The 20,142-nt window shown below is 47.1% G+C and carries 23 protein-coding genes; 20 read left to right on the top strand and 3 right to left on the bottom strand.

Annotated features, from left to right (window positions below; translation table 11 throughout):
* Positions 1-9: 9 nt before the first annotated feature.
* Both mutM and coaE read left to right on the top strand, forming a co-directional pair.
* Positions 10-837: a DNA-formamidopyrimidine glycosylase gene (gene mutM / locus KNP04_RS02275; RefSeq protein ID WP_214874545.1), complete on the top strand. Its 828-nt coding sequence runs from the start codon at positions 10-12 to the stop codon at positions 835-837.
* A 12-nt stretch (positions 838-849) separates the two neighbouring features.
* Complete coding sequence (gene coaE, locus KNP04_RS02270; RefSeq protein WP_214874544.1) at positions 850-1,455, top strand: dephospho-CoA kinase; 606 nt, start codon at positions 850-852, stop codon at positions 1,453-1,455.
* 23 nt (positions 1,456-1,478) lie between these two features.
* On the opposite strand, the gene KNP04_RS02265 is transcribed toward coaE, so the two are convergent.
* Entirely contained in the window at positions 1,479-1,961 is a 483-nt protein-coding gene (locus tag KNP04_RS02265) for a site-2 protease family protein (RefSeq protein ID WP_214820364.1), read from the bottom strand.
* A 157-nt stretch (positions 1,962-2,118) separates the two neighbouring features.
* Between KNP04_RS02265 and KNP04_RS02260 the strand changes: the two genes are divergently transcribed.
* The 9 genes from KNP04_RS02260 to KNP04_RS02220 all read left to right on the top strand — a co-directional run bounded on the left by KNP04_RS02260 (position 2,119) and on the right by KNP04_RS02220 (position 10,778).
* On the top strand, positions 2,119-3,150 hold the full coding sequence (locus tag KNP04_RS02260) for a glyceraldehyde-3-phosphate dehydrogenase (protein WP_214820362.1): 1,032 nt from the start codon (positions 2,119-2,121) through the stop codon (positions 3,148-3,150).
* 232 nt (positions 3,151-3,382) lie between these two features.
* Entirely contained in the window at positions 3,383-3,769 is a 387-nt protein-coding gene (gene speD / locus KNP04_RS02255) for an adenosylmethionine decarboxylase (RefSeq protein WP_026825618.1), read from the top strand.
* 112 nt (positions 3,770-3,881) lie between these two features.
* Complete coding sequence (locus KNP04_RS02250) at positions 3,882-4,253, top strand: hypothetical protein (protein WP_214874543.1); 372 nt, start codon at positions 3,882-3,884, stop codon at positions 4,251-4,253.
* 12 nt (positions 4,254-4,265) lie between these two features.
* Positions 4,266-4,733 (top strand): transcriptional regulator NrdR, encoded by a 468-nt coding sequence (gene nrdR / locus KNP04_RS02245; RefSeq protein ID WP_012726705.1) that lies wholly within the window; start codon positions 4,266-4,268, stop codon positions 4,731-4,733.
* 40 nt (positions 4,734-4,773) lie between these two features.
* Positions 4,774-6,126, top strand: coding sequence for a DnaD domain protein (locus tag KNP04_RS02240; protein WP_214820358.1), 1,353 nt, complete (start codon positions 4,774-4,776; stop codon positions 6,124-6,126).
* A 4-nt stretch (positions 6,127-6,130) separates the two neighbouring features.
* Complete coding sequence (gene dnaI, locus KNP04_RS02235) at positions 6,131-7,045, top strand: primosomal protein DnaI (RefSeq protein WP_074033411.1); 915 nt, start codon at positions 6,131-6,133, stop codon at positions 7,043-7,045.
* A gap of 300 nt (positions 7,046-7,345) precedes the next feature.
* Complete coding sequence (thrS, locus tag KNP04_RS02230; RefSeq protein ID WP_214782220.1) at positions 7,346-9,289, top strand: threonine--tRNA ligase; 1,944 nt, start codon at positions 7,346-7,348, stop codon at positions 9,287-9,289.
* 104 nt (positions 9,290-9,393) lie between these two features.
* Entirely contained in the window at positions 9,394-10,266 is an 873-nt protein-coding gene (locus KNP04_RS02225) for a DUF1002 domain-containing protein (RefSeq protein WP_214820356.1), read from the top strand.
* Positions 10,267-10,364: 98 nt separating this feature from the next.
* Positions 10,365-10,778 (top strand): DUF2231 domain-containing protein, encoded by a 414-nt coding sequence (locus KNP04_RS02220; RefSeq protein WP_214874542.1) that lies wholly within the window; start codon positions 10,365-10,367, stop codon positions 10,776-10,778.
* 81 nt (positions 10,779-10,859) lie between these two features.
* Here the strand turns inward: KNP04_RS02220 and KNP04_RS02215 are convergent, their stop codons facing one another.
* Positions 10,860-11,069 (bottom strand): hypothetical protein, encoded by a 210-nt coding sequence (locus KNP04_RS02215; RefSeq protein WP_012726699.1) that lies wholly within the window; start codon positions 11,067-11,069, stop codon positions 10,860-10,862.
* A 341-nt stretch (positions 11,070-11,410) separates the two neighbouring features.
* On the opposite strand from KNP04_RS02215, the gene infC reads away from it, so the two are divergent.
* From infC to pheT, 9 genes are all read left to right on the top strand, one after another.
* On the top strand, positions 11,411-11,941 hold the full coding sequence (infC, locus tag KNP04_RS02210; protein ID WP_074033409.1) for a translation initiation factor IF-3: 531 nt from the start codon (positions 11,411-11,413) through the stop codon (positions 11,939-11,941).
* 30 nt (positions 11,942-11,971) lie between these two features.
* A complete protein-coding gene (gene rpmI, locus KNP04_RS02205) occupies positions 11,972-12,166 on the top strand; it encodes a 50S ribosomal protein L35 (RefSeq protein WP_012726697.1) in 195 nt (64 codons plus the stop codon).
* A 27-nt stretch (positions 12,167-12,193) separates the two neighbouring features.
* On the top strand, positions 12,194-12,553 hold the full coding sequence (gene rplT, locus KNP04_RS02200; RefSeq protein ID WP_012726696.1) for a 50S ribosomal protein L20: 360 nt from the start codon (positions 12,194-12,196) through the stop codon (positions 12,551-12,553).
* A gap of 86 nt (positions 12,554-12,639) precedes the next feature.
* A complete protein-coding gene (locus KNP04_RS02195) occupies positions 12,640-12,894 on the top strand; it encodes a hypothetical protein (RefSeq protein WP_214693206.1) in 255 nt (84 codons plus the stop codon).
* Positions 12,895-12,918: 24 nt separating this feature from the next.
* Positions 12,919-13,401, top strand: a complete 483-nt coding sequence (locus KNP04_RS02190; protein WP_214749310.1) for a dUTP diphosphatase — start codon at positions 12,919-12,921, stop codon at positions 13,399-13,401.
* A gap of 19 nt (positions 13,402-13,420) precedes the next feature.
* A complete protein-coding gene (locus tag KNP04_RS02185; protein WP_214782226.1) occupies positions 13,421-14,500 on the top strand; it encodes a M42 family metallopeptidase in 1,080 nt (359 codons plus the stop codon).
* A 1-nt stretch (position 14,501) separates the two neighbouring features.
* Positions 14,502-15,248 (top strand): TrmH family RNA methyltransferase, encoded by a 747-nt coding sequence (locus KNP04_RS02180; RefSeq protein WP_214820352.1) that lies wholly within the window; start codon positions 14,502-14,504, stop codon positions 15,246-15,248.
* Between the two features lie 302 nt (positions 15,249-15,550).
* The gene (gene pheS / locus KNP04_RS02175) at positions 15,551-16,573 is read left to right on the top strand and encodes a phenylalanine--tRNA ligase subunit alpha (RefSeq protein ID WP_214820344.1); all 1,023 of its coding nucleotides are present in this window, start codon (positions 15,551-15,553) and stop codon (positions 16,571-16,573) included.
* Between the two features lie 12 nt (positions 16,574-16,585).
* On the top strand, positions 16,586-18,961 hold the full coding sequence (gene pheT / locus KNP04_RS02170; protein WP_214874541.1) for a phenylalanine--tRNA ligase subunit beta: 2,376 nt from the start codon (positions 16,586-16,588) through the stop codon (positions 18,959-18,961).
* Between the two features lie 40 nt (positions 18,962-19,001).
* Here pheT and KNP04_RS02165 read toward each other — a convergent pair whose 3' ends face one another.
* Entirely contained in the window at positions 19,002-20,024 is a 1,023-nt protein-coding gene (locus tag KNP04_RS02165; protein ID WP_214874540.1) for a PTS sugar transporter subunit IIC, read from the bottom strand.
* Positions 20,025-20,142: the final 118 nt, after the last annotated feature.

Genomic DNA, 20,142 nt, shown 5'->3' with positions numbered 1-20,142 from the left:
GAAATCAGTATGCCAGAATTACCAGAAGTCGAAACGGTTTGTCGCAGATTACGACCTGCCGTTTCCGGAAAGACGATTCAGTCTGTCGATGTGCTCGACCCTAAAATCATTCGGGGACTCGAGCCAGAAGAATGGGTACACCATTTGATTGGAGAGACCATTACTGATGTAGAACGTCGAGGGAAGTTTATTTTATTCAAATTAACGAACGGATATCTCGTCTCTCATCTCCGAATGGAAGGGAAGTTCTTCCCTTATGAGACAATCACAGAACCGGCTAAACATACGCATGTCGTCATCAACTTCACGGACCAATCGACCCTACATTATAATGATGTGCGGAAGTTTGGAACGATGGAGTTGCGGACGAATGAGGCGGTTCATACGACACCACCACTGTCACTACTTGCATACGAACCGTTTGACGAGCGTGTGACAACTGATGCGTTGCTTAAGCGTCTAGAGCGGATGAAGACACGCGCTATCAAGACGGCGCTTCTTGATCAGTCCATCTTCGTCGGATTAGGGAATATCTATGTAGATGAAACATTGTTTCGTGCCGGTGTGCATCCGACACGACCAGCTGCTAGTTTGACGCACGAAGAAGTGGAGCGTGTACGCATTGAAGCGGTAGCCGTGCTAAATGAGGCGATTGAACGTGGGGGAAGTACCATTCGTAGTTATACGAATCCAGACGGGGCCACGGGAACGTTTCAAGAACGACTTTATGTATACGGACAAGCCGGTGAACCATGTCGCCGTTGCGGACAAGAAATTGAAAAGATGAAACTAGGCGGTCGTGGCACGCATTATTGTCCACACTGTCAACAACGTTAAGGAGTGGGCGTTATGTTGAAAATTGGATTGACGGGTGGGATTGCAACCGGGAAGTCCACGGTGTCTCGACTTTTTCGGAAAAAGGGGATTCCGATCATCGATGCCGATTTGATTGCGAGGACGGTCGTCGAACCTGGAGGAAAGGCAATCGAGGGCGTAAAAGCGGCATTTCCAAAATGTTTTGACGGTGATGTCCTGAACCGTCCAGCGCTAGGGCGTGAAATCTTTCATGATGAGACGAAGCGTCAACATCTCAATCAGCTGGTGCATCCAGCGATTCGTGAAGAGATGAAGGAACAGATGCGTGCTTATGAAGCAGCCGGCGAGTCTGTCGTCATCTTTGATATTCCTCTCTTATTTGAGGGGACAATGCTCGACCTCGTCGATTATTCTGTTGTCGTCTATTGTCGCGAAGAGATTCAACTGATGCGTCTCATGGAGCGGAATGGATTGACGAAAGAAGAGGCGCTCGCTCGCATTCATTCTCAAATCCCAATCGAGGAGAAAAAACATCAGGCCGATTTTCTCGTCAATAACAACGGTTCACTCGGTGACTTACCACCGCAAATTGACCGTTTGGTCGAACAATTTAAGATGATTGAAAAAGAAGGCGAATGATGATTCGCCTTCTTTTCGTTTAGTCAGTTTAATGGATCGGAGTCAGGTGAACCCTTCTTCCACGTATCATAAATGGCACGTCCATCGCTAGGATGACCGTTCGAATAATTGATCGGGTACAGTGAAAAGAAAATATAGTAAAACGAGAAATAAGCGAACTGATACGTATACAACGTTGGTTCAATCTCTCGACTTAAAATAAATGAATTGAGAATCAAGATGCTCGCCAGATTAAAAATGGCCCCACCGCCATATACAAGCGTGCGGGTAACCTTATTGCTCCATTTTAAATCTGTGAATTGACACCACGCATCGTAAAAATAGACGCGGTTTACTTGAAGACGTCCAACTTTAAATAGTTTTTTTCCTGTGCCGATTTGCATGTCGAGCGAGCCCCCAAACAATTTTGCGAAAAAGAAATGTCCGAACTCGTGAATCAACGTCACAATCGGTAAGATGATGAAAAATGAAATGAAGAACTTATCGATATCTCCCCAATCAAACATGGTGACGCCTCCTTTCTGATGTGCTTTACGCCAAGAAATTTCCCTCATTTTTAAAAAATAAACAGAGAAAAACGAAAAAAATGTGACGAATCATAGTGAAAACGCTTACAGCTATCCGTTATAATGAAACCGTAATGTAGAAAAAGGGGGATTTAGCATGGGGACAAAAGTTGCGATTAACGGATTCGGTCGAATCGGGAGAATGGTATTCCGGAAATTGATGCTTGAGGGGCGTCATGAAGTTGTGGCAATCAATGCGAGTTATCCAGCGGAAACGCTCGCTCATCTCATCAAACATGATTCCATTCACGGTCCATTCGGATTGACAGTTCGAGCGCAAGGGGATGCGCTTGAAGTCGATGGAAAGCGAATCGAACTTATTTCAGAACGTGATCCATCACGTTTACCATGGGCAGACCTTGGCATCGACATCGTGGTCGAGGCGACAGGGAAGTTCAACTCGGATATTGGAGCAAAACTTCATTTAGATGCAGGTGCAAAAAAAGTAATTTTAACAGCGCCAGGTAAAGGGGAATTACGTACGATTGTGATGGGGGTCAACGATCGAGACTATCGCCCGGAAGAAGACCACATCATTTCAAATGCATCGTGTACGACAAACTGTCTAGGACCTGTCGTAAAGGTATTGCATTCGACATTCGGAATCGAGACAGGTTTAGTGACAACTGTTCACGCGTACACGAATGACCAAAATAATATTGATAACCCGCATAAGGACTTACGCCGGGCGCGTGCTTGTGGCAGTTCGATCATCCCGACTTCGACAGGAGCGGCTAAAGCGATTGGACTTGTCATGCCAGAGCTACAAGGGAAATTAAACGGAATGGCACTCCGCGTTCCGACACCGAACGTATCACTCGTCGATTTAGTTGTTGAACTTCATCGTGACGTCACGGTTGATGAAGTGAATGAAGCGTTTGAGCGGGCAGCGTTTGGAGAGATGACGGGCGTGTTAGGTGTTTCTCATGAACCGCTCGTATCGATTGATTTTAACGGAGACGATCGCTCGTCAATTATCGATATGGATTCGACGATGGTACTCGGCGGAAATCATGTAAAAGTTCTCGCATGGTATGACAATGAATGGGGCTATTCGTGCCGTGTCGTCGACTTGTTAGATATGGTGGCGAGTTACCTTCAAATTGGGCAACAAGAAACACACGCCTAAAAAAATATTACGCTCTAAAAAATATTTTTGATTTTTTTAAACAAATGTCTTGTAACGACGTCCCAAACACGTTACACTCAATTTCGTGAACTTCAATTGGTCTGACAAACGCAACTTAAAGGGTTAGGACCTCTTAGGACTAACTTGCCCCCGTGGTTGTGGGCGATTCAGGCACAAAGTGAGTGATCATCAACTACTTTGAGACCATTGATGTAAAGGGGGATCCACTAATATGGATACTATGGGACGTCACATTATTACAGAACTTTGGGAGTGCAATCCCGACAAATTGAATGATATCGACTACATCGAGCGTTTGTTCGTCGATGCTGCTCTTCGTTCGGGCGCTGAAGTCCGCGAAGTCGCTTTCCACAAATTCGCGCCACACGGTGTGAGTGGAGTCGTCATCATTTCAGAATCACACTTAACGATTCACAGTTTCCCAGAGCATGGCTACGCGTCGGTTGACGTGTTCACATGTGGAGATCGAATCGATCCAGCTACGGCATCGCAATACATCGCCGAAGGCTTGGATGCAAAAGTACGTGAAGATGTGAAACTTGAGCGTGGAATGGGACCGATTCGTGTTCCAGAAGCACAAGTTGCACTAACTAAATAATTCTGAAGAACCTTTTGAGGCTGGCCGTTTAACGGTCAGCCCTTTTAATTGTTTTGTTGTTGCCTTAATTTTGATATGCTTAACGTATATAACTCAGGCGTTGAGGTGGATTATGGGACTGTTAGATAAGTTACAAACACATATTGAAACGAAAGATACACATAAAAATGAATCGCTTCGGACACGTTACTATGCGGCATCTCCGAACGCAATCTTACAATGGTTAGAAAGTCAGATTCAGTCGAATGGTCAGACGGTGCGTCGAATCGACTCGAACCGTGGCGAACTCTCATTCATTGGTGAAGGATGGGACGGACTCATTACGGTCGTGCAAGTGGATGGTGGTCGTACAGCGGTCGATTTTACACTGAACCGCGAACAACGACTAGGGGCAGACCTTGGACAAATCATCACTCACTATTACGAGGCGCTCACACAACAATTCCCGCTTCGTGCTATCGGAAAAAAATCTGTCGAACGATAAGGAGGCTTGAGCATGCGTTGTCCGAAATGTGATCACAATGGAACGAGAGTGCTCGATTCCCGACCGGTGCAAGACCATTATTCGATTCGACGTCGTCGTGAATGTGAAAAATGTGGGTATCGGTTCACAACGTTTGAGACGGTGGAACAGACACCCCTCATCATTGTGAAGAAAGATGGAAACCGTGAAGAATTCAGTCGCGAAAAAGTGCTTCGTGGAATCATTCGTGCGTGTGAAAAGCGACCGGTCACGCTTGAACAGCTTGAAGGGGTCGTGACAAAAGTCGAACAACAACTTCGCGCCCTCGCACAGTCGGAAATTCCGAGTGAGCAGGTTGGTGAGTTGGTGATGAATGAACTCGCACGTGTCGATGAAGTCGCATACGTTCGTTTCGCATCTGTTTATCGCCAATTCAAAGATATCACTGTGTTCTTTAAAGAACTTGAAGATTTAATGAAGCAAGAAAATTCGACCAACTAAAGGGCGGCCTGCTGGTCGCCCTTTTTCAGGGGAGAGAGCTATGGAGAAAGAACGTACAATCTTTGGGACGGATGAACTGCTCATTATGAGTACAGGTCTTGTTGACCGCGAATCATATCAGTCCCTCTATCATTTGTATCAACCTGTCATCGGCGTCAAAGCACTCGCACTGTACCAGACGCTTTGGAGTGAATTGAAACCAGGCAAGATGAAATCGAACTATATGTCACATAGTGCCTTGTGTGAAATGTTGGAGTACTCCATCAATGAATTGACGGATAATCTATTTCGCCTCGAAGCTATCGGATTGGTACGGACGTATAAAACGAAAGATGCCCGATTGACGCAATACGTCTATCAGTTGCGTGTTCCGCTCGCACCGCATACGTTTTTAAACGATGGGCTGTTATCGAGCTTTCTCTTCTATAAAGTAGGGGAAGTGCGATTTAAACAACTTCAAGGGCGTTTCACGATCGACCCTTTGCCTGCGGGAATCGTCGAGGTGACGAAAGACTTTAATGAAGTATTTGATGTGAAAGGCGTCAACCATCGAGCGTTCACACAAAAGAACTACGAAAAACCAGACCGTGCGAAGATTGAAATCAACTATTCGTTCGATATGGACATTGTGAAGAAACTGACGAATTTCCCAGTCGGGTTTTTCACAAAGAAATTAGACGAAACCATCACAAAATTGGCCTATGTGTCTCAACTCGACGAAGAGACGATGGCCGAAATGTTGAAAGAATATTTTGTTCACGAAGCCTATCTTCCGCTCAGTGAGCAGGAGAAGCGAGACGGATGTCGTCAGATGGTACTCCAGTTGAAGAAAAAACAAACGCGGCATCGAAAAGAGAAGACGGTGGAGCACGAAGAGACCAAATTGGGAGATTTACATGATCCAGCGGTAATGGAAGCGGCCCACCCCCATCAGTACGTATCGACACTTCGGAAGACGCCTCAGTTGTCGAAAAGTGACGAACAGTTGGTCATCGAACTCGTTGATACGCTCGGACTCGCACCGGGCGTGATCAACGCACTCTTCTATTATTGTATTGAAGTGAAGAAACAGACTCGTCTGAACGAGAACTATGTCCTTCGCATCGCGACGAGTTGGAAGACGGCTGGTTATACGAACGCGAAAGAGGCGTTAGAGCAAGAAGCGTCACAAGATGCGCTCATTGAGAAGAAGCAACAAAAACGTGAAAATGTACAGCGGACGACTGTCGGTTCACGTCGGAAACCCCAACAAGGCGAGATGCCGAAATGGCTCGAAGATGAAGCGAAACAACAGCGATCGTATGATCAAGCGAGGAAGAAAGAATTGGAATCTTCCGTTCCAGATGATGCGGAACTTGTAAAACTATTAAATGAATTGAAAGAGAAGGGGTGAGGGGATGGAACGAATCAACCAGTCGTTATCGCAGTTGATGAATCGAAAAGAAGTCCGCGAAGCGTATGAGTCGATTCGCAGACGAACGCTCAATCATCCGGGAGTGATCGCCTTTTTGAACGCTCATCCTGAGTTAGAAGAGAAAGCGATTGAAATTGGATTCACGAAGCTGAGTGAGTATGCCGAGCAAATGGATGGAAAGACGTTCATCGAAGAACAGGCCGTCATCCCTGGTCATCAACCGGTGCTCTATGTCGATCTCGGGCAGATTGCCATTCGCTATGAAGAGACGGTCGCTCATCGACAAGCTAGACGCCAAAAAGAGATGGACCGAAAGTTTAAGAGCCTGTTTTTACCGGAAGAAGTCCGTGAGGCGAGCTTTGAGTCATTTGATTGGGCGGATGATGCGCGCAAGATCGCACTTCGAGAAGCGATGCGTTTCGTGACGGGGATGAAGTCCAAACAAAAAGTGAACGGACTCTATTTACACGGAAGTTTCGGTGTCGGGAAAACGTATCTACTCGCCGCCATTGCCAATGAATTAAAAGTGGCGGATATCGAGACGATTTTGGTTCATGCCCCTGGATTCGTATCAGAGGCAAAGCGCAAAATCCGTACGGAATCGTTTGATTCATTTTTGACATCGTTTCAACACGTGCCTGTCTTGTTAATTGATGACATTGGTGCTGAGGCGATCAGCCCGTGGGTGCGCGACGAACTGTTCGGCATCATTCTCCAATATCGGATGATGCATCGATTGCCGACGCTATATAGTTCAAACTTTAGCGGAGAGGAGCTCGAGACTCACTTTTCAATCGATGGGTCCGCGCAAAATAAAATGAAAGCGCAGCGTCTCATGCAACGAATTTCAACGACGACGACACAAATCGAACTGAAGGGTGAAAATCGACGTCGGTAAAGGATTGTTTTTCTCGGATGAGTTGACTATACTAATAACCATATAAGTGATGCATAGAAGAGGATATGAATCATCGAGACGAGTTTTAGCGAGGGAAGGGCGGTGGAAGCTTCCTAACGACGACGATGCATTTACTCCCTCAGAGCACCGTACGGGTCAATCGTGCGGCGATTCACACTCGTTATCGTGTGTTCGAGCCAAGCATGATGCTTGGGAACGAGGGTGGTACCACGAGAATCAAAGCTCGTCCCTTTTTGAGGGATGGGCTTTTTTTATATTCATTTTTTTGAGAGGGGACAGATGTACATGATTCAATTGACATTTCCAGATGGCGCGGTAAAAGAATTTGATGCCGGCGTCACAGCAGAAGACGTCGCAGGCTCAATCAGCCCGGGACTTCGCAAAAAAGCAATCGCAGCAAAACTAGACGGAGAACTCATCGACTACCGTCGTCCGATTGAACAGGACGGCAAAATCGAGCTCGTCATGCCAGATTCAGAGGACGGTCTCGACTTGATGCGTCACTCGTCAGCGCACTTGATGGCACAAGCGATCAAGCGTCTGTATGGAGAAGAGAACAACATCTATCTCGGGATTGGGCCGACGATCGAGAACGGATTCTATTACGACATCGAAATGGACCGCCGAATCAACGAGGAAGACCTTCCTGAGATTGAGAAAATGATGAAACGTATCGTCGATGAAAACTTAGAAATCACTCGTGAAGTTGTTTCACGTGACGAAGCGCTCGCTCGTTATAAAGAGCTGGGAGACCCGCTCAAAATCGAGTTGATTGAAGACATTCCTGCCGATCAGACACTTACAATCTATCATCAAGGTGAATTTTTCGACCTATGCCGCGGACCGCACGTCCCATCGACTTCGAAGTTAAAAATCTTTAAATTGATGAGCGTGGCTGGAGCATACTGGCGTGGCGACTCTGACAACAAGATGTTACAGCGTATTTACGGGACGGCGTGGGCAACGAAAGAACAACTCGCCGAGCACTTGCGACTTCTTGAAGAAGCGAAAGAGCGCGATCATCGTAAACTCGGAAAAGAACTCGACCTCTTCTTCGTCTCGCAAGAAGTCGGTCAGGGACTTCCGATGTGGTTGCCAAAAGGTGCATCGATTCGTCGTACGGTCGAACGTTACATCGTCGATAAAGAGCTCGAACTCGGATACCAACACGTCTATACACCGGTGCTTGGGTCGGTCGACTTGTACAAGACATCGGGACACTGGGACCACTATCAAGATGACATGTTCCCGAAAATGGAGATGGACAATGAGGAACTCGTCCTTCGTCCGATGAACTGTCCGCACCACATGACAATCTACAAACATGAGCCACGCTCATACCGTGAGCTTCCACTCCGAATCGCTGAGCTTGGTGGGATGCACCGCTACGAGATGTCAGGCGCGCTCACAGGACTTCAACGTGTCCGCTACATGGTCTTGAACGACGGGCATACGTTCGTGACACCTGAACAGATGAAACAAGAGTTCAAAGACATCGTTCACTTGATTCAAGAGGTGTATGCTGACTTCGGCATTAAAGATTATCGTTTCCGTCTCTCGTATCGCGATCCTGCCGATAAAGAGAAGTACTTCGATAACGATGCGATTTGGGAGATGGCACAGAGCCAGTTGAAAGAAACAATGGACGAGCTCGAACTTCCATACTTCGAAGCAGAAGGAGAAGCGGCATTCTACGGACCGAAACTCGACGTGCAAGTACGCACGGCGCTCGGGAAAGAAGAGACGCTCTCGACTGTTCAACTTGACTTCTTACTCCCAGAACGTTTCGATTTGACGTACACAGGACCAGACGGGAAAGACCATCGTCCAATCGTCTTGCACCGTGGTGTCGTCTCGACGATGGAACGATTTGTGGCGTATTTGATTGAAGAATACAAAGGCGCATTCCCAACATGGCTCGCACCGGTACAAGTGAAATTGATTCCGGTATCACACGTCCATGATGAGTATGTCGCTGAAGTCAAAGCGGAACTCGTCAAGCGTGGGGTTCGCGTCGAAACGGACCTTCGTGACGAGAAACTCGGCTATAAGATTCGTGAAGCGCAAATGAAGAAGATTCCAATGACGCTCGTACTTGGGGATAAAGAACGTGATGAGCGTGCGGTCAACATTCGCCGTTACGGTCAACAAGAACAAGTATCAGCATCACTTGACGAATTCATCGCATCCCTCACAGAAGAGATCGCGAACCGTTCACGCTAAGTGGTGAGCCACCTTTCCATCTAGAAAGGTGGCTTTTTTCGGTCTAAAGACGGATGTGTATTTTGTCGTCTCCACGTATCGTAAACATTAAGGAGTGATAATTCATGAATTATTTGAAGCCAGTATTGGCACTTACTATTGGAGCAGTCGCATTTACAGGAGCACTTCCGAAAGTCGGGGCGGAGGCAATCGTCAATGACACGATTGTGACGCTCGGGGAATCGCTCTCTTCAGAACAACAAAAATGGGTACTTGAACGTATGGACGCGCCAGAGGGAATCGAACCGATTATTACGACGGCAGCGGATGAAGAAAAATATTTAGGAGATTCTGTCCCACAAGCGCAACGTGGGGGTGGCATGTATTCGTCCGCACGAATTAAATTAACGGACGGAACAGGTCTTGATATTCAAACTGAAAATGTGACGTGGGTCACGAAAGATATGTATGCGAACGCATTGGTCACGGCAGGTGTGACGGATGCGGACATCTATATCACGTCACCAATCAACGTGACAGGTACGTCTGCTTTGACAGGGATCATGAAGGCGTATGATCAAACGGCGGCCGAAACCGGAATTGAACTGTCTGATGAGCGAAAAGAACTTGCACAGGAAGAGTTAGCAGTGACGTCTGAAATCGGAAAGACGGTCGGTCAAGAAGATGTAGCCGGTCTCATGAACGAAATCAAAGCGGAAATCGCGAACCAAATGCCGGAGACGAATATTGAGATTCGCGATATCGTCATTCAAGTGTTAAATCAAAATAACGTTCAATTGTCTGAAGGACAACTCGACCAATTGACGACACTATTTGAAAACATGCAACAAGCGAATCTGGATTGGTCTGCGATCAGTAACGGATTAAAAGATGCAGGGCAGGACGTACAGGCTTTTCTTGAACAAGAGGAAGTCCAAGGATTTTTCGCAAGATTGTTTGAAGCAATCAGTAACTTCTTCAAGTCGCTCACGAATTAATTGTGTATCATTTTGAAAAGAAGGAAAACTGGATAAGGAAATCATCAAACGGGGTAAATAACTTTCATCCATTATCTTAATCTTAAGGAGGAATCGTTATGCTCGGTGGTGTTCCGCTACATCCATTGCTCGTGCACGCTCCGATTGGTCTTCTACTGTTTGGGACGCTTTTGATTTTGATTAGCTTCGAATGGACAAGTTTTCGACTGTTTGCACTCGTCACGCTCGTCGCTGGATTGATATCGGGCGGAGTGGCATTTCTATCGGGTGACAGTGCCGAGGAGTATGCGGAAGCAAACCTTCCTTCGGTCACAGAGGCGATGATTGAAAACCATGAACATTTTGCCTTGTACAGCTTGATCGCGTTTGGCATCACTGTTGTCTTGCTTGCCGTAGGATATCGTGCGAAAGGGAAGCTATGGATCACACTTAGTTTTGTGATTGCGCTCGTGGGAGCGGGACTTCTTGCATACGCCGGGCACCTCGGGGGACAGATGGTTTACGCACAGTAAACATGAATAAACGTCCAATTCCATTGATTTGGAACTGGACGTTTTTATATGGTACATAAGCAGGACAGGGTTTTTTACACTTCAATACCATCGTTTATGAATATAGTTTTGAGCTGACTCGTGATCATCGACAATCTTTAATGTGATACGATTCATCTCTTCTAATAAGTCCGTTAATACTGCCTGTAACTTTTCATCTTCTAAGCCATGCGCCTGCATCGTTTTACTGACGATCTGCTGAACCTGGTCGTGATAGTCATGTTCGCGCGAGACGTCTTTTCGCCAGTTCATGTAAATCCCTCCTTTGTTATTTCATTATTCCCTTTGAAAAGGTATTGCGAAACGAGAGAATGACTGGTATCATCATAAAAGTGTGAGCTACCAATTATTCATGCGCGATATCTTGACATCTTTTCCTGCTAGTGCTAAGATGACATAGTGATTAAAAACAACAAAGCAGAAGCACCCGCTTTTCACCTCGTCTGAGAGTCATCAGGCAGGTCCATCAAGTTCTTGGTTCAATCGGCATCGTCTGCCGTTTTATGACCTCAACTGATGTGTGGGTGGGAAACTGCCGACGCTTTTTTTATTGCCATGTTGTCTTGTCAATCTAAATCTCGTGCAATCGCACGATGGAGGTGCTAACCATTAGCAAAGAGCTCTTTATCAACGAAAACATTCGTGCCCGTGAAGTACGTCTCATTGGCGCAGACGGCGCACAACTCGGTGTGAAATCGCGTAACGATGCGTTACGTTTAGCTGAAGAAGCAGAACTAGACTTAGTCTTGGTCGCGGACAAAGCGAATCCACCGGTCGCTAAAATTATGGATTATGGGAAGTACCGTTTCGAACTCCAGAAAAAGGAGAAAGAAGCGCGTAAAAACCAAAAAGTCATCCAAATGAAAGAAGTACGTCTCAGTCCAACAATCGAGGACAACGATTTCCAAACAAAATTGCGTAACGCACGCAAGTTCCTTGAAAAAGGAAACAAAGTGAAGGCTTCGATTCGTTTCCGCGGACGTGCCATCACACACTCGGAAATCGGGAAACGTGTTTTGGACAAAATGGCAGCGGAATGTGCCGATTTGGCAACAGTTGAACAAAAGCCGAAGATGGAAGGACGCAGCATGTTCTTAGTGCTGGCTCCGAACAAAGAAGATTAATCATCGATTCTCAGTGGGGAGGAAATACTCATGCCGAAAATGAAATCGCACCGCGGTGCTTCAAAACGTTTCAAACGTACAGCATCAGGTAAACTCAAGCGTTCACACGCTTACACAAGTCACTTGTTCGCAAACAAATCGACTAAAGCGAAACGTAAGCTCCGTAAAGGCGCTATCGTATCAGCTGGAGACTTCAAACGCATTCGCAACATGATCGCGAAGTAATACAGAAACAATTAGGAGGGAATCCATATGCCACGCGTAAAAGGCGGTTATACGACTCGTCAACGTCGTAAAAAGCAAATTAAACTTGCCAAAGGATACTTTGGTTCGAAACACATTCTATTTAAAGTAGCAAAACAACAGGTCATGAAGTCACTCATGTACGCTTACCGTGACCGTCGTCAGAAGAAACGTGATTTCCGTCGTCTTTGGATCACACGTATCAATGCGGCAGCACGTACAAACGGTCTCTCATACAGCCGTATGATGCACGGCCTCAAGCTTGCAGGAATCGACATCAACCGTAAGATGCTTGCTGAGCTTGCTGTGACAGATGCACAGGCATTCGCGTCACTCGCTGAAACAGCTAAATCAAAATTGAACGCGTAATCGTTCAATCGACAGCGCCGAGACACTCTCTCGGCGCTTTCTTTTTTCTTCAGAATTTCTTAGAATTAAAAGAAGGAGGAAAGCGTATGAATCAATCAGTTGTCGCCATCGTTGCCCTTGCGCTGATCGTCTTGAACGTATATACCTATATCCAGGCAAAACGTTATACGCATGGCCAAGGTGATTTCAACGTACTATACGCCTATGCGGGAGGAGCCATCGGTGCCTTGTTCGGTCTCCATTTGACACGAAAAAAGACCGTTCATGCCCCAAAACTGCTCCAATTACAAGTATTGATTTTAGCGGTAGGCTGGTCTTTAATGATTTTAGTACTGCTATAAGTGGAGATAGAGGAGGAACATCCGGTGAACTGGACAACATTGTTTGATCGGCAGCGCGAATTAGACGAGCGGATCAAAGAACAACATGGATTATCCGGCAATCAATTCGATGAACGGTTACTGGCGCTGCTTGTCGAACTCGGTGAACTGGCTAACGAAACACGTAGCTTTAAGTTTTGGTCGAAGAAAGGACCGTCGCCTCAAGATGTGATCTTAGAAGAATATGTAGACGGCATTCACTTCTTACTGTCACTCGGCCTTGCACTTGGGTATGAACGAGACGCGTTTCCGGCGGGGAGCTCATATCTTGATGCGACTGATGCTTTTTTAGATATTTATCGAAAAGTGACGAACTTTGGTCTTTCGAAAACAGAAGCGATGTACGAGACGCTGATGGCAGCGTATCTTGAACTTGGCTATACGCTTGGGTTCAATGAACAACTCATTTTCATGGCGTATATGAACAAAAATGAAGTGAACCATGAGCGACAACAATTAGGCTATTAAGGAAAAGGAGCGGATTGGTATGAATGAATCGTTACATATGTTAAAACGTCTGACAGACGCAACTGGCGTCCCAGGAAATGAAGGGGAAGTCCGTCAATTAATGCGTGAATACCTTGAACCACATGTCGAATCATTTGAACAAGACGGTCTCGGAAGTTTATTTGGTCGAGTGACTGGAAAATCAGAAGGTCCTCGTGTCATGATTGCAGGTCACATGGATGAAGTCGGCTTTATGGTCACGCGTGTGGAAGAAGGTGGTTTCCTACGTTTCCAAGCGCTTGGTGGATGGTGGAACCAAGTCTTATTGGCACAACGGATGGATGTAGTGACGCGTTCAGGTGAAAAAATCCCGGGAGTGATTGGTGCGAAACCACCACATGTCCTTCCCCTTGAAGCACGTAAAAAACCAGTTGAAATCAAAGACATGTTTTTAGATATCGGAGCGACATCAAAAGACGAAGTCGCCGAATGGGGAATTCGTCCGGGTGATACGGTCGTCCCGCATTGTGAATTCACGGTCATGAAAAATGAGAACTTCTTGATGGCGAAAGCTTGGGACAACCGAATCGGTTGTGCCATTGCCATTGAAGCTGCAAAACGCCTGAAAGAAGAAGCATTCCCAGGTGTCATCTATACAGGTGCGACGGTACAAGAAGAAGTTGGATTGCGTGGAGCGGTTACAGCGGCTAACTTGGTTCAACCGGATGTGGCGATTGCTGTCGATACAGGAATTCCAAGTGATACGCCAGGAATGACACCGGCAGAAGGATTGTCAAAACTCGGCGATGGCGTTCAAGTCATCTTCTTTGATGCAACGACCGTGACAAATCCACGTCTCGTCGACCTCATTGTTGAGGTAGCAAAAGAAAACGACATCAAATATCAGCTTGATTTGACACCAGGTGGCGGAACAGACGCAGGACGATTCCATTTGTCTGGGATTGGAATGCCGGCGATTGCGTTAACAGTACCTGTTCGTTATTTACACACGAACGTGTCAATCATCCATAAAGACGACTACGAAGCAGCAATTGAACTCGTTGTCGCATTAACGAAACGCTTAGACCACGAGACGGTCCAATGGTTGAAAGAGGGATAATATGACGAAGATTACGTCTACGAAGAGCGAGACGATTAAACGATTAAAACGATTGATGACGAAAAAAGGACGCCAAGAAACCGGGCAATTCCTTGTAGAGGGAGAGCATTTGGTGGATGAGGCAATCCGAGCAGGTCGTCTCGTACAACTCATCATGGCAGAGTCGTACGTGCCGAAAAAGACGTGGCGCATCGAGGACATGCCGGTGCTCGAGTTATCTGATCATGTCGCTGACCTGTTATCTGAGACAGAAAAGACACAAGGTGTGTTTGCTGTCGTGAAGATGACACCGGTAGAGCGTAAGATGAAGAAAGTCCTCGTGTTAGACCGGGTACAGGACCCAGGTAACCTAGGTACGATGATCCGGACGGCAGATGCAGCCGGATTTGATACGGTGCTCCTCGGGAAAGGGACGGTCGATCCGTTCAATGCTAAAGTCGTTCGTGCGACTCAAGGTTCCCTTTTTCACGTGAACGTGACTTCGGTTGACTTGCTTGAAAAACTACCTGAACTGAAAGAAGGTGGTTTCCATGTGTATGGAACAGCCCTTTCGAAAGCGACATCGTATGAGCAGGTAGCATTTGAAGACAAAGTAGCCTTGGTCATCGGAAATGAAGCACAAGGTGTACATGCCGATGTGTTGGCACTGTGTGACACACGTGTCCATATTCCAGTACTCGGTGAGGCAGAATCGCTCAATGCGGCGGTCGCTGCCGGTATTTTAATGTATCGGATTGCTTTACAATAATCTTGTCAGCGCGTGAAAAACGTGATAGGTTAAACACATCGATGAATAAGATATGACGTTGAAAGAACATAGTAAGCGAATGATCGATTCCGTTCAGGGAGCATAGGCCGTGACTGAAAGCCTAAGCCGGAATCGTCGCTGAATTCACTCTGGAGTCGTGTTGGAGACAACACCGGTTTGGCATCTCGATAACGATGCTCTCAAGTGGGCCAACTATTGGCCAAGTAGGGTGGTACCGCGATGATTCGTCCCTTCAGTCAACGACTGAAGGGACTTTTTTATGTAGAGGAGGAAGTGAACACATGAAAGAGCAATTAGAACAGTTACAAATGGAAGCACTTGAAGAAATCAAAGAAGCATCCACACAAAAATCATTAAATGACGTCCGCATCAAATATTTAGGGAAAAAAGGCCCGATGACCGAGGTACTTCGTGGGATGGGTAAGTTATCCGCAGAGGAACGTCCGGTCATTGGTGAATTGGCGAACACGGTCCGAACGTCGATTCAAACGACGCTCGACGCTCGAATCGAAGAAGTGAAGGCAATCGAGCTGGAAGAGAAGTTAAAAGCGGAAACGCTTGACGTGACGCTCCCGGGACGTACATCGGCTCCAGGGCACAGTCATCTACTGCAACAGATCATCGACGAGATGGAAGATTTATTCGTCGGACTTGGATACACGATCGCAGAAGGTCCTGAAGTCGAAACGGACTTGTACAACTTTGAGATGCTCAACTTGCCAAAAGACCATCCAGCACGTGATATGCAAGACTCGTTCTATATTACAGAGGAGACGTTGCTCCGTACCCATACGTCACCTGTACAAGCACGGACGATGTTAGAGGCGAACGGGAAACCGATTCGCATCATCTGCCCAGGAAAAGTATATCGTCGTGATGAAGATGACGCGACACACTCGCATCAATTCATGCAAATCGAAGGGTTAGTCGTCGATGAATCGATTTCGATGGCAGACTTAAAAGGGACGCTTGAAGTGTTCGTGAAGCAATTGTTCGGTGAGGCACGTGAAATTCGTCTTCGCCCAAGCTTCTTCCCATTCACGGAACCGTCAGTTGAAGTTGATATTTCATGCTTCAAGTGTGGAGGAAAAGGTTGTAACGTCTGTAAGGGAACCGGCTGGATTGAAATTCTCGGAGGCGGGATGGTACATCCACATGTGTTAGAGATGGCAGGCTATGACTCGTCAAAAGTGTCAGGATTCGCATTCGGAATCGGTGTTGAGCGTATGGCGATGCTCAAACACGGTGTCGATGACATCCGCCACTTCTACACAAACGACTTACGCTTCATCGAGCAATTCTAAGGAGGAAGACAGATGTTACTATCAAAAAAATGGTTGAATCAATATATTGATGTGTCAGATTTGAGCGGAGAAGCACTTGGCGACTTGATCACAAAAAACGGGATTGAAGTGGAAAGTGTCACAAACCGTGCAGAAGGACTTTCTGGGATTGTCGTCGGTCGTGTCCTTTCATGTGAGAAGCATCCAGAAGCGGATAAATTGAACGTGACAAAAGTAGACATCGGGGAATGTGATCCCGTTCAAATCGTTTGTGGCGCACCGAACGTACGCGAAGGTCAACACGTCATCGTGGCGAAAGTTGGCGCACGTTTACCAGGACTAAAGATTAAAAAAGCGAAACTTCGCGGTGTCGAATCTCAAGGAATGATCTGTTCGCTCGAGGAACTCGGATTCGAGAAGAAGCAAATTCGAGAAGATGAGCAAGACGGAATTCACACGTTCCGGGAAGATGTCCAAGTTGGAGCGGACGTACTCGATTTACTCGACTTGAACGATGAGGTCATCGAGCTTGGCCTGACGCCGAACCGTTCGGACTGTTTGAGCCTTTATGGAATCATTCATGAAGTGGCGGCAATTCTAGAACGTCCGTACACGTTACCAGAAGCAGAGGTCATGTCCTCTTCTGCGTCTGAAGTGTCGATTGAACTCGCTACACCGAACTGCCCGTACTATGCGGCGCGTGAAGTACGAGGAGTCACAATCGCAGAATCTCCACAATGGCTTAAAAACATCTTGATTGCAGAGGGCGTTCGCCCAATCAATAACATTGTTGATGTGACGAACTACGTGATGCTTGAGATCGGTCAACCGCTCCATGCATTCGATGCGAAAAAACTCGGTCAATCGATTGTGGTCCGCCAGGCTGAAAATGGAGAAGAGATGGTTACACTGGATGATGTGACACGTACGCTCGACGCTTCGATGATGGTCATCACAGATGGTCAGACACCGGTCGCAATCGCAGGTGTCATGGGTGGTGCGAACACTGAAGTGGACGCCTCTACGACAGATATCGTCTTAGAATCAGCATACTTTGATCCGGCTTCAGTTCGTAAGACGAGCCGTACGCTCGGTCTTCGTTCTGACTCAAGCGCTCGTTTTGAAAAAGGTGTGGATCCGGAACGTGTCATGCTTGCGCTCGACCGTGCCGCTCAATTGATTGTGGAGCTCGGTGGAGGCGAGATTCGGGAAGCGACTGTCTCTGGTGAAAAAGAGTCACGCGCTCGTCAAATTGAAGTCTCGGTCGATTACATTAATAAACGTTTAGGGATGACACTCGATCGTCAAACGATTGAACGTATTTTAGAACGTCTCGGTCTAGCTACAGAAGGCGATGATGTATTGAGTGTCCATATCCCTTCTCGTCGTCCGGACTTAGAGCTGCCGGCTGACATCACGGAAGAAGTTGCGCGTCTATACGGATATGACAGTCTCCCATCGACGTTACCTGCATCTCAGTCGAAAGGCTATTTACCAGCAATCAACGTGTTGCGCAGAAAGACACGCCGCATGTTACAAGGTGTCGGATTATCACAAGCGATCACCTATTCATTAACGAGTGAGGCACATGCGACACGTTTTGGTGGTCAAGCCGATCAACTCGTCCGTCTAGCGATGCCGATGAGTGAAGAGCGTTCTGTGCTTCGCACATCACTCATCCCTGGATTGTTAGAGGCGGCACGTTACAACACGGCGCGTCAACAATCAAACGTCGCACTCTACGAAACAGGACGTGTCTATACAGAGCAAGGTGATACGTTACCACGTGAAAAAGAACGAGTGGCGGGAGTTGTCACAGGTCTTTGGATGGATCATCGTTCACAAGGCACTCGGATTCCGGTCGACTACTTTGTCGCGAAAGGGATTGTCGACACGTTGCTTCAAACACTTCGTCTTGATGTCACGTATGAAGCGGTATCGATGCCAGATATGCATCCAGGTCGTACGGCGAACATTTTGATGAACGGTGACGTCATCGGATATGTTGGACAAGTGCATCCAGGAACATCAAAAGAAGTCTATGGGATGAAAGAAGTGTACGTATTTGAACTCGACCTATTGGCACTTAGTGGGGAAGAGACGCTTCTGTATCAAGACGTGCCGCGTTATCCATCGATTTCACGAGATTTGGCACTCGTCTTGCCACGTTCGATTCCGGCTGGCACAGTGGAGCAAACAATCCGTGAAGCGGCAGGTCCACTCTTGATCGACCTCGTCTTGTTTGACGTATATACAGGGGAAAATGTTGGACCGGAGGAGAAGTCGATTGCCTTCTCACTCAAGTTCCAAGACCCGTCACGAACGTTACAAGATGAAGAAGTAACAGCAGCATATGAAACAATCGTCGAAGCGGTCCGTGCAGCACACGGCGCTGAAGTACGAGCGTAAAAATAAGGAGCGTTGTCCGATTTGGACAGCGCTCCTTATTTCATTGAATTTCAAGGGCAAGGTCACCGAACTTCGTCCAACCGACGAGGCTCGTGACACGATAAAGTGCCCAGGTAATGAGTGCAGGAAGAACGACACCCGTCATCGTGAAGATGAGAAACGCGTCCATTCCTTGTACCGCTAAAATTTGAAGCGGGGCAATGAGAGAGTTGAGTCCGAGACCGGCGATTTCATACGGCACTTGTAGTGAGAACATTAACGTGGCAATCGGTGCTGAGATCATCGCGGCAATGAATGGTGGAACGACGATTCGCGGATTTTTGATGATGTTCGGGAACTGAACTTTCGGCGTGACAAAGAAGGAAGCGACCAAACCACCTGGATCGGTTTGACGATACGCCATCAATGTAAATCCGACAAACTGAGCAGAACAACCAATCAATGCGGCAGCACTGGCGACAGGGTCTAATTGAAGAGCGATGGCGAGTGCGGCCGATGAAGCAGGTGACATGAGCATGACACTGAAGACAAGGGCGATGACGAGAGATGTCGCGATTGGTGACGTTTCAACGGATGCTGTGATTCCTTGGCTGATGGAGTTGATGACAGGGGTCGTTACAGCCGCTGCGGCTACACCGACGATTCCACCTCCGAGAACGACTGTTACGGGTACGACCATCATGTCGAACTTTGTTTTTCCGAGAACACGTTTACCGAGCCATACGGCTGCTGCGGCTGCAATCAATGCACTAATCGGTTGACCTGGGACGAGGACGAGCCCACTTTCGGTCGCTTTTAAAGCAGCACCGCCAATCGTTGCGGCAATCATGGCGCTAAACAAGATGAGCGTATTCCCTCCGAGTTGAAAGGCAACACCGGCTCCTAGTGCTGGTGCCAACAAAGATTTCGCAACTTGTCCAATTTGAACAAGCATCGCGATCCCGGTCAAATTACCAATCGTCTCAATCAATAGACCAACACCGAGCGTGACGAGTACGGCGTTTGCCATCCCTGCTGAAATTTTTACCATTCGATCCATCATATACTGCTTCACTTCCATCATCTCCTCTTTGTCTATGTGCCAATAAAAAAACCTATCCAACTAGGATAGGCGCGGGTTACATGTGCAGGCGCCTGTCCGATTACCACGGGAACAAGGGCCTGAAAAGTCGTTTTTCAAA

It is taken from the genome of Exiguobacterium sp. CH10 (assembly GCF_018617635.1).
GTDB classification, from domain to species: Bacteria; Bacillota; Bacilli; order Exiguobacteriales; family Exiguobacteriaceae; genus Exiguobacterium; species Exiguobacterium aestuarii_A.
This window is presented reverse-complemented; position numbering and strand designations above follow the sequence as displayed.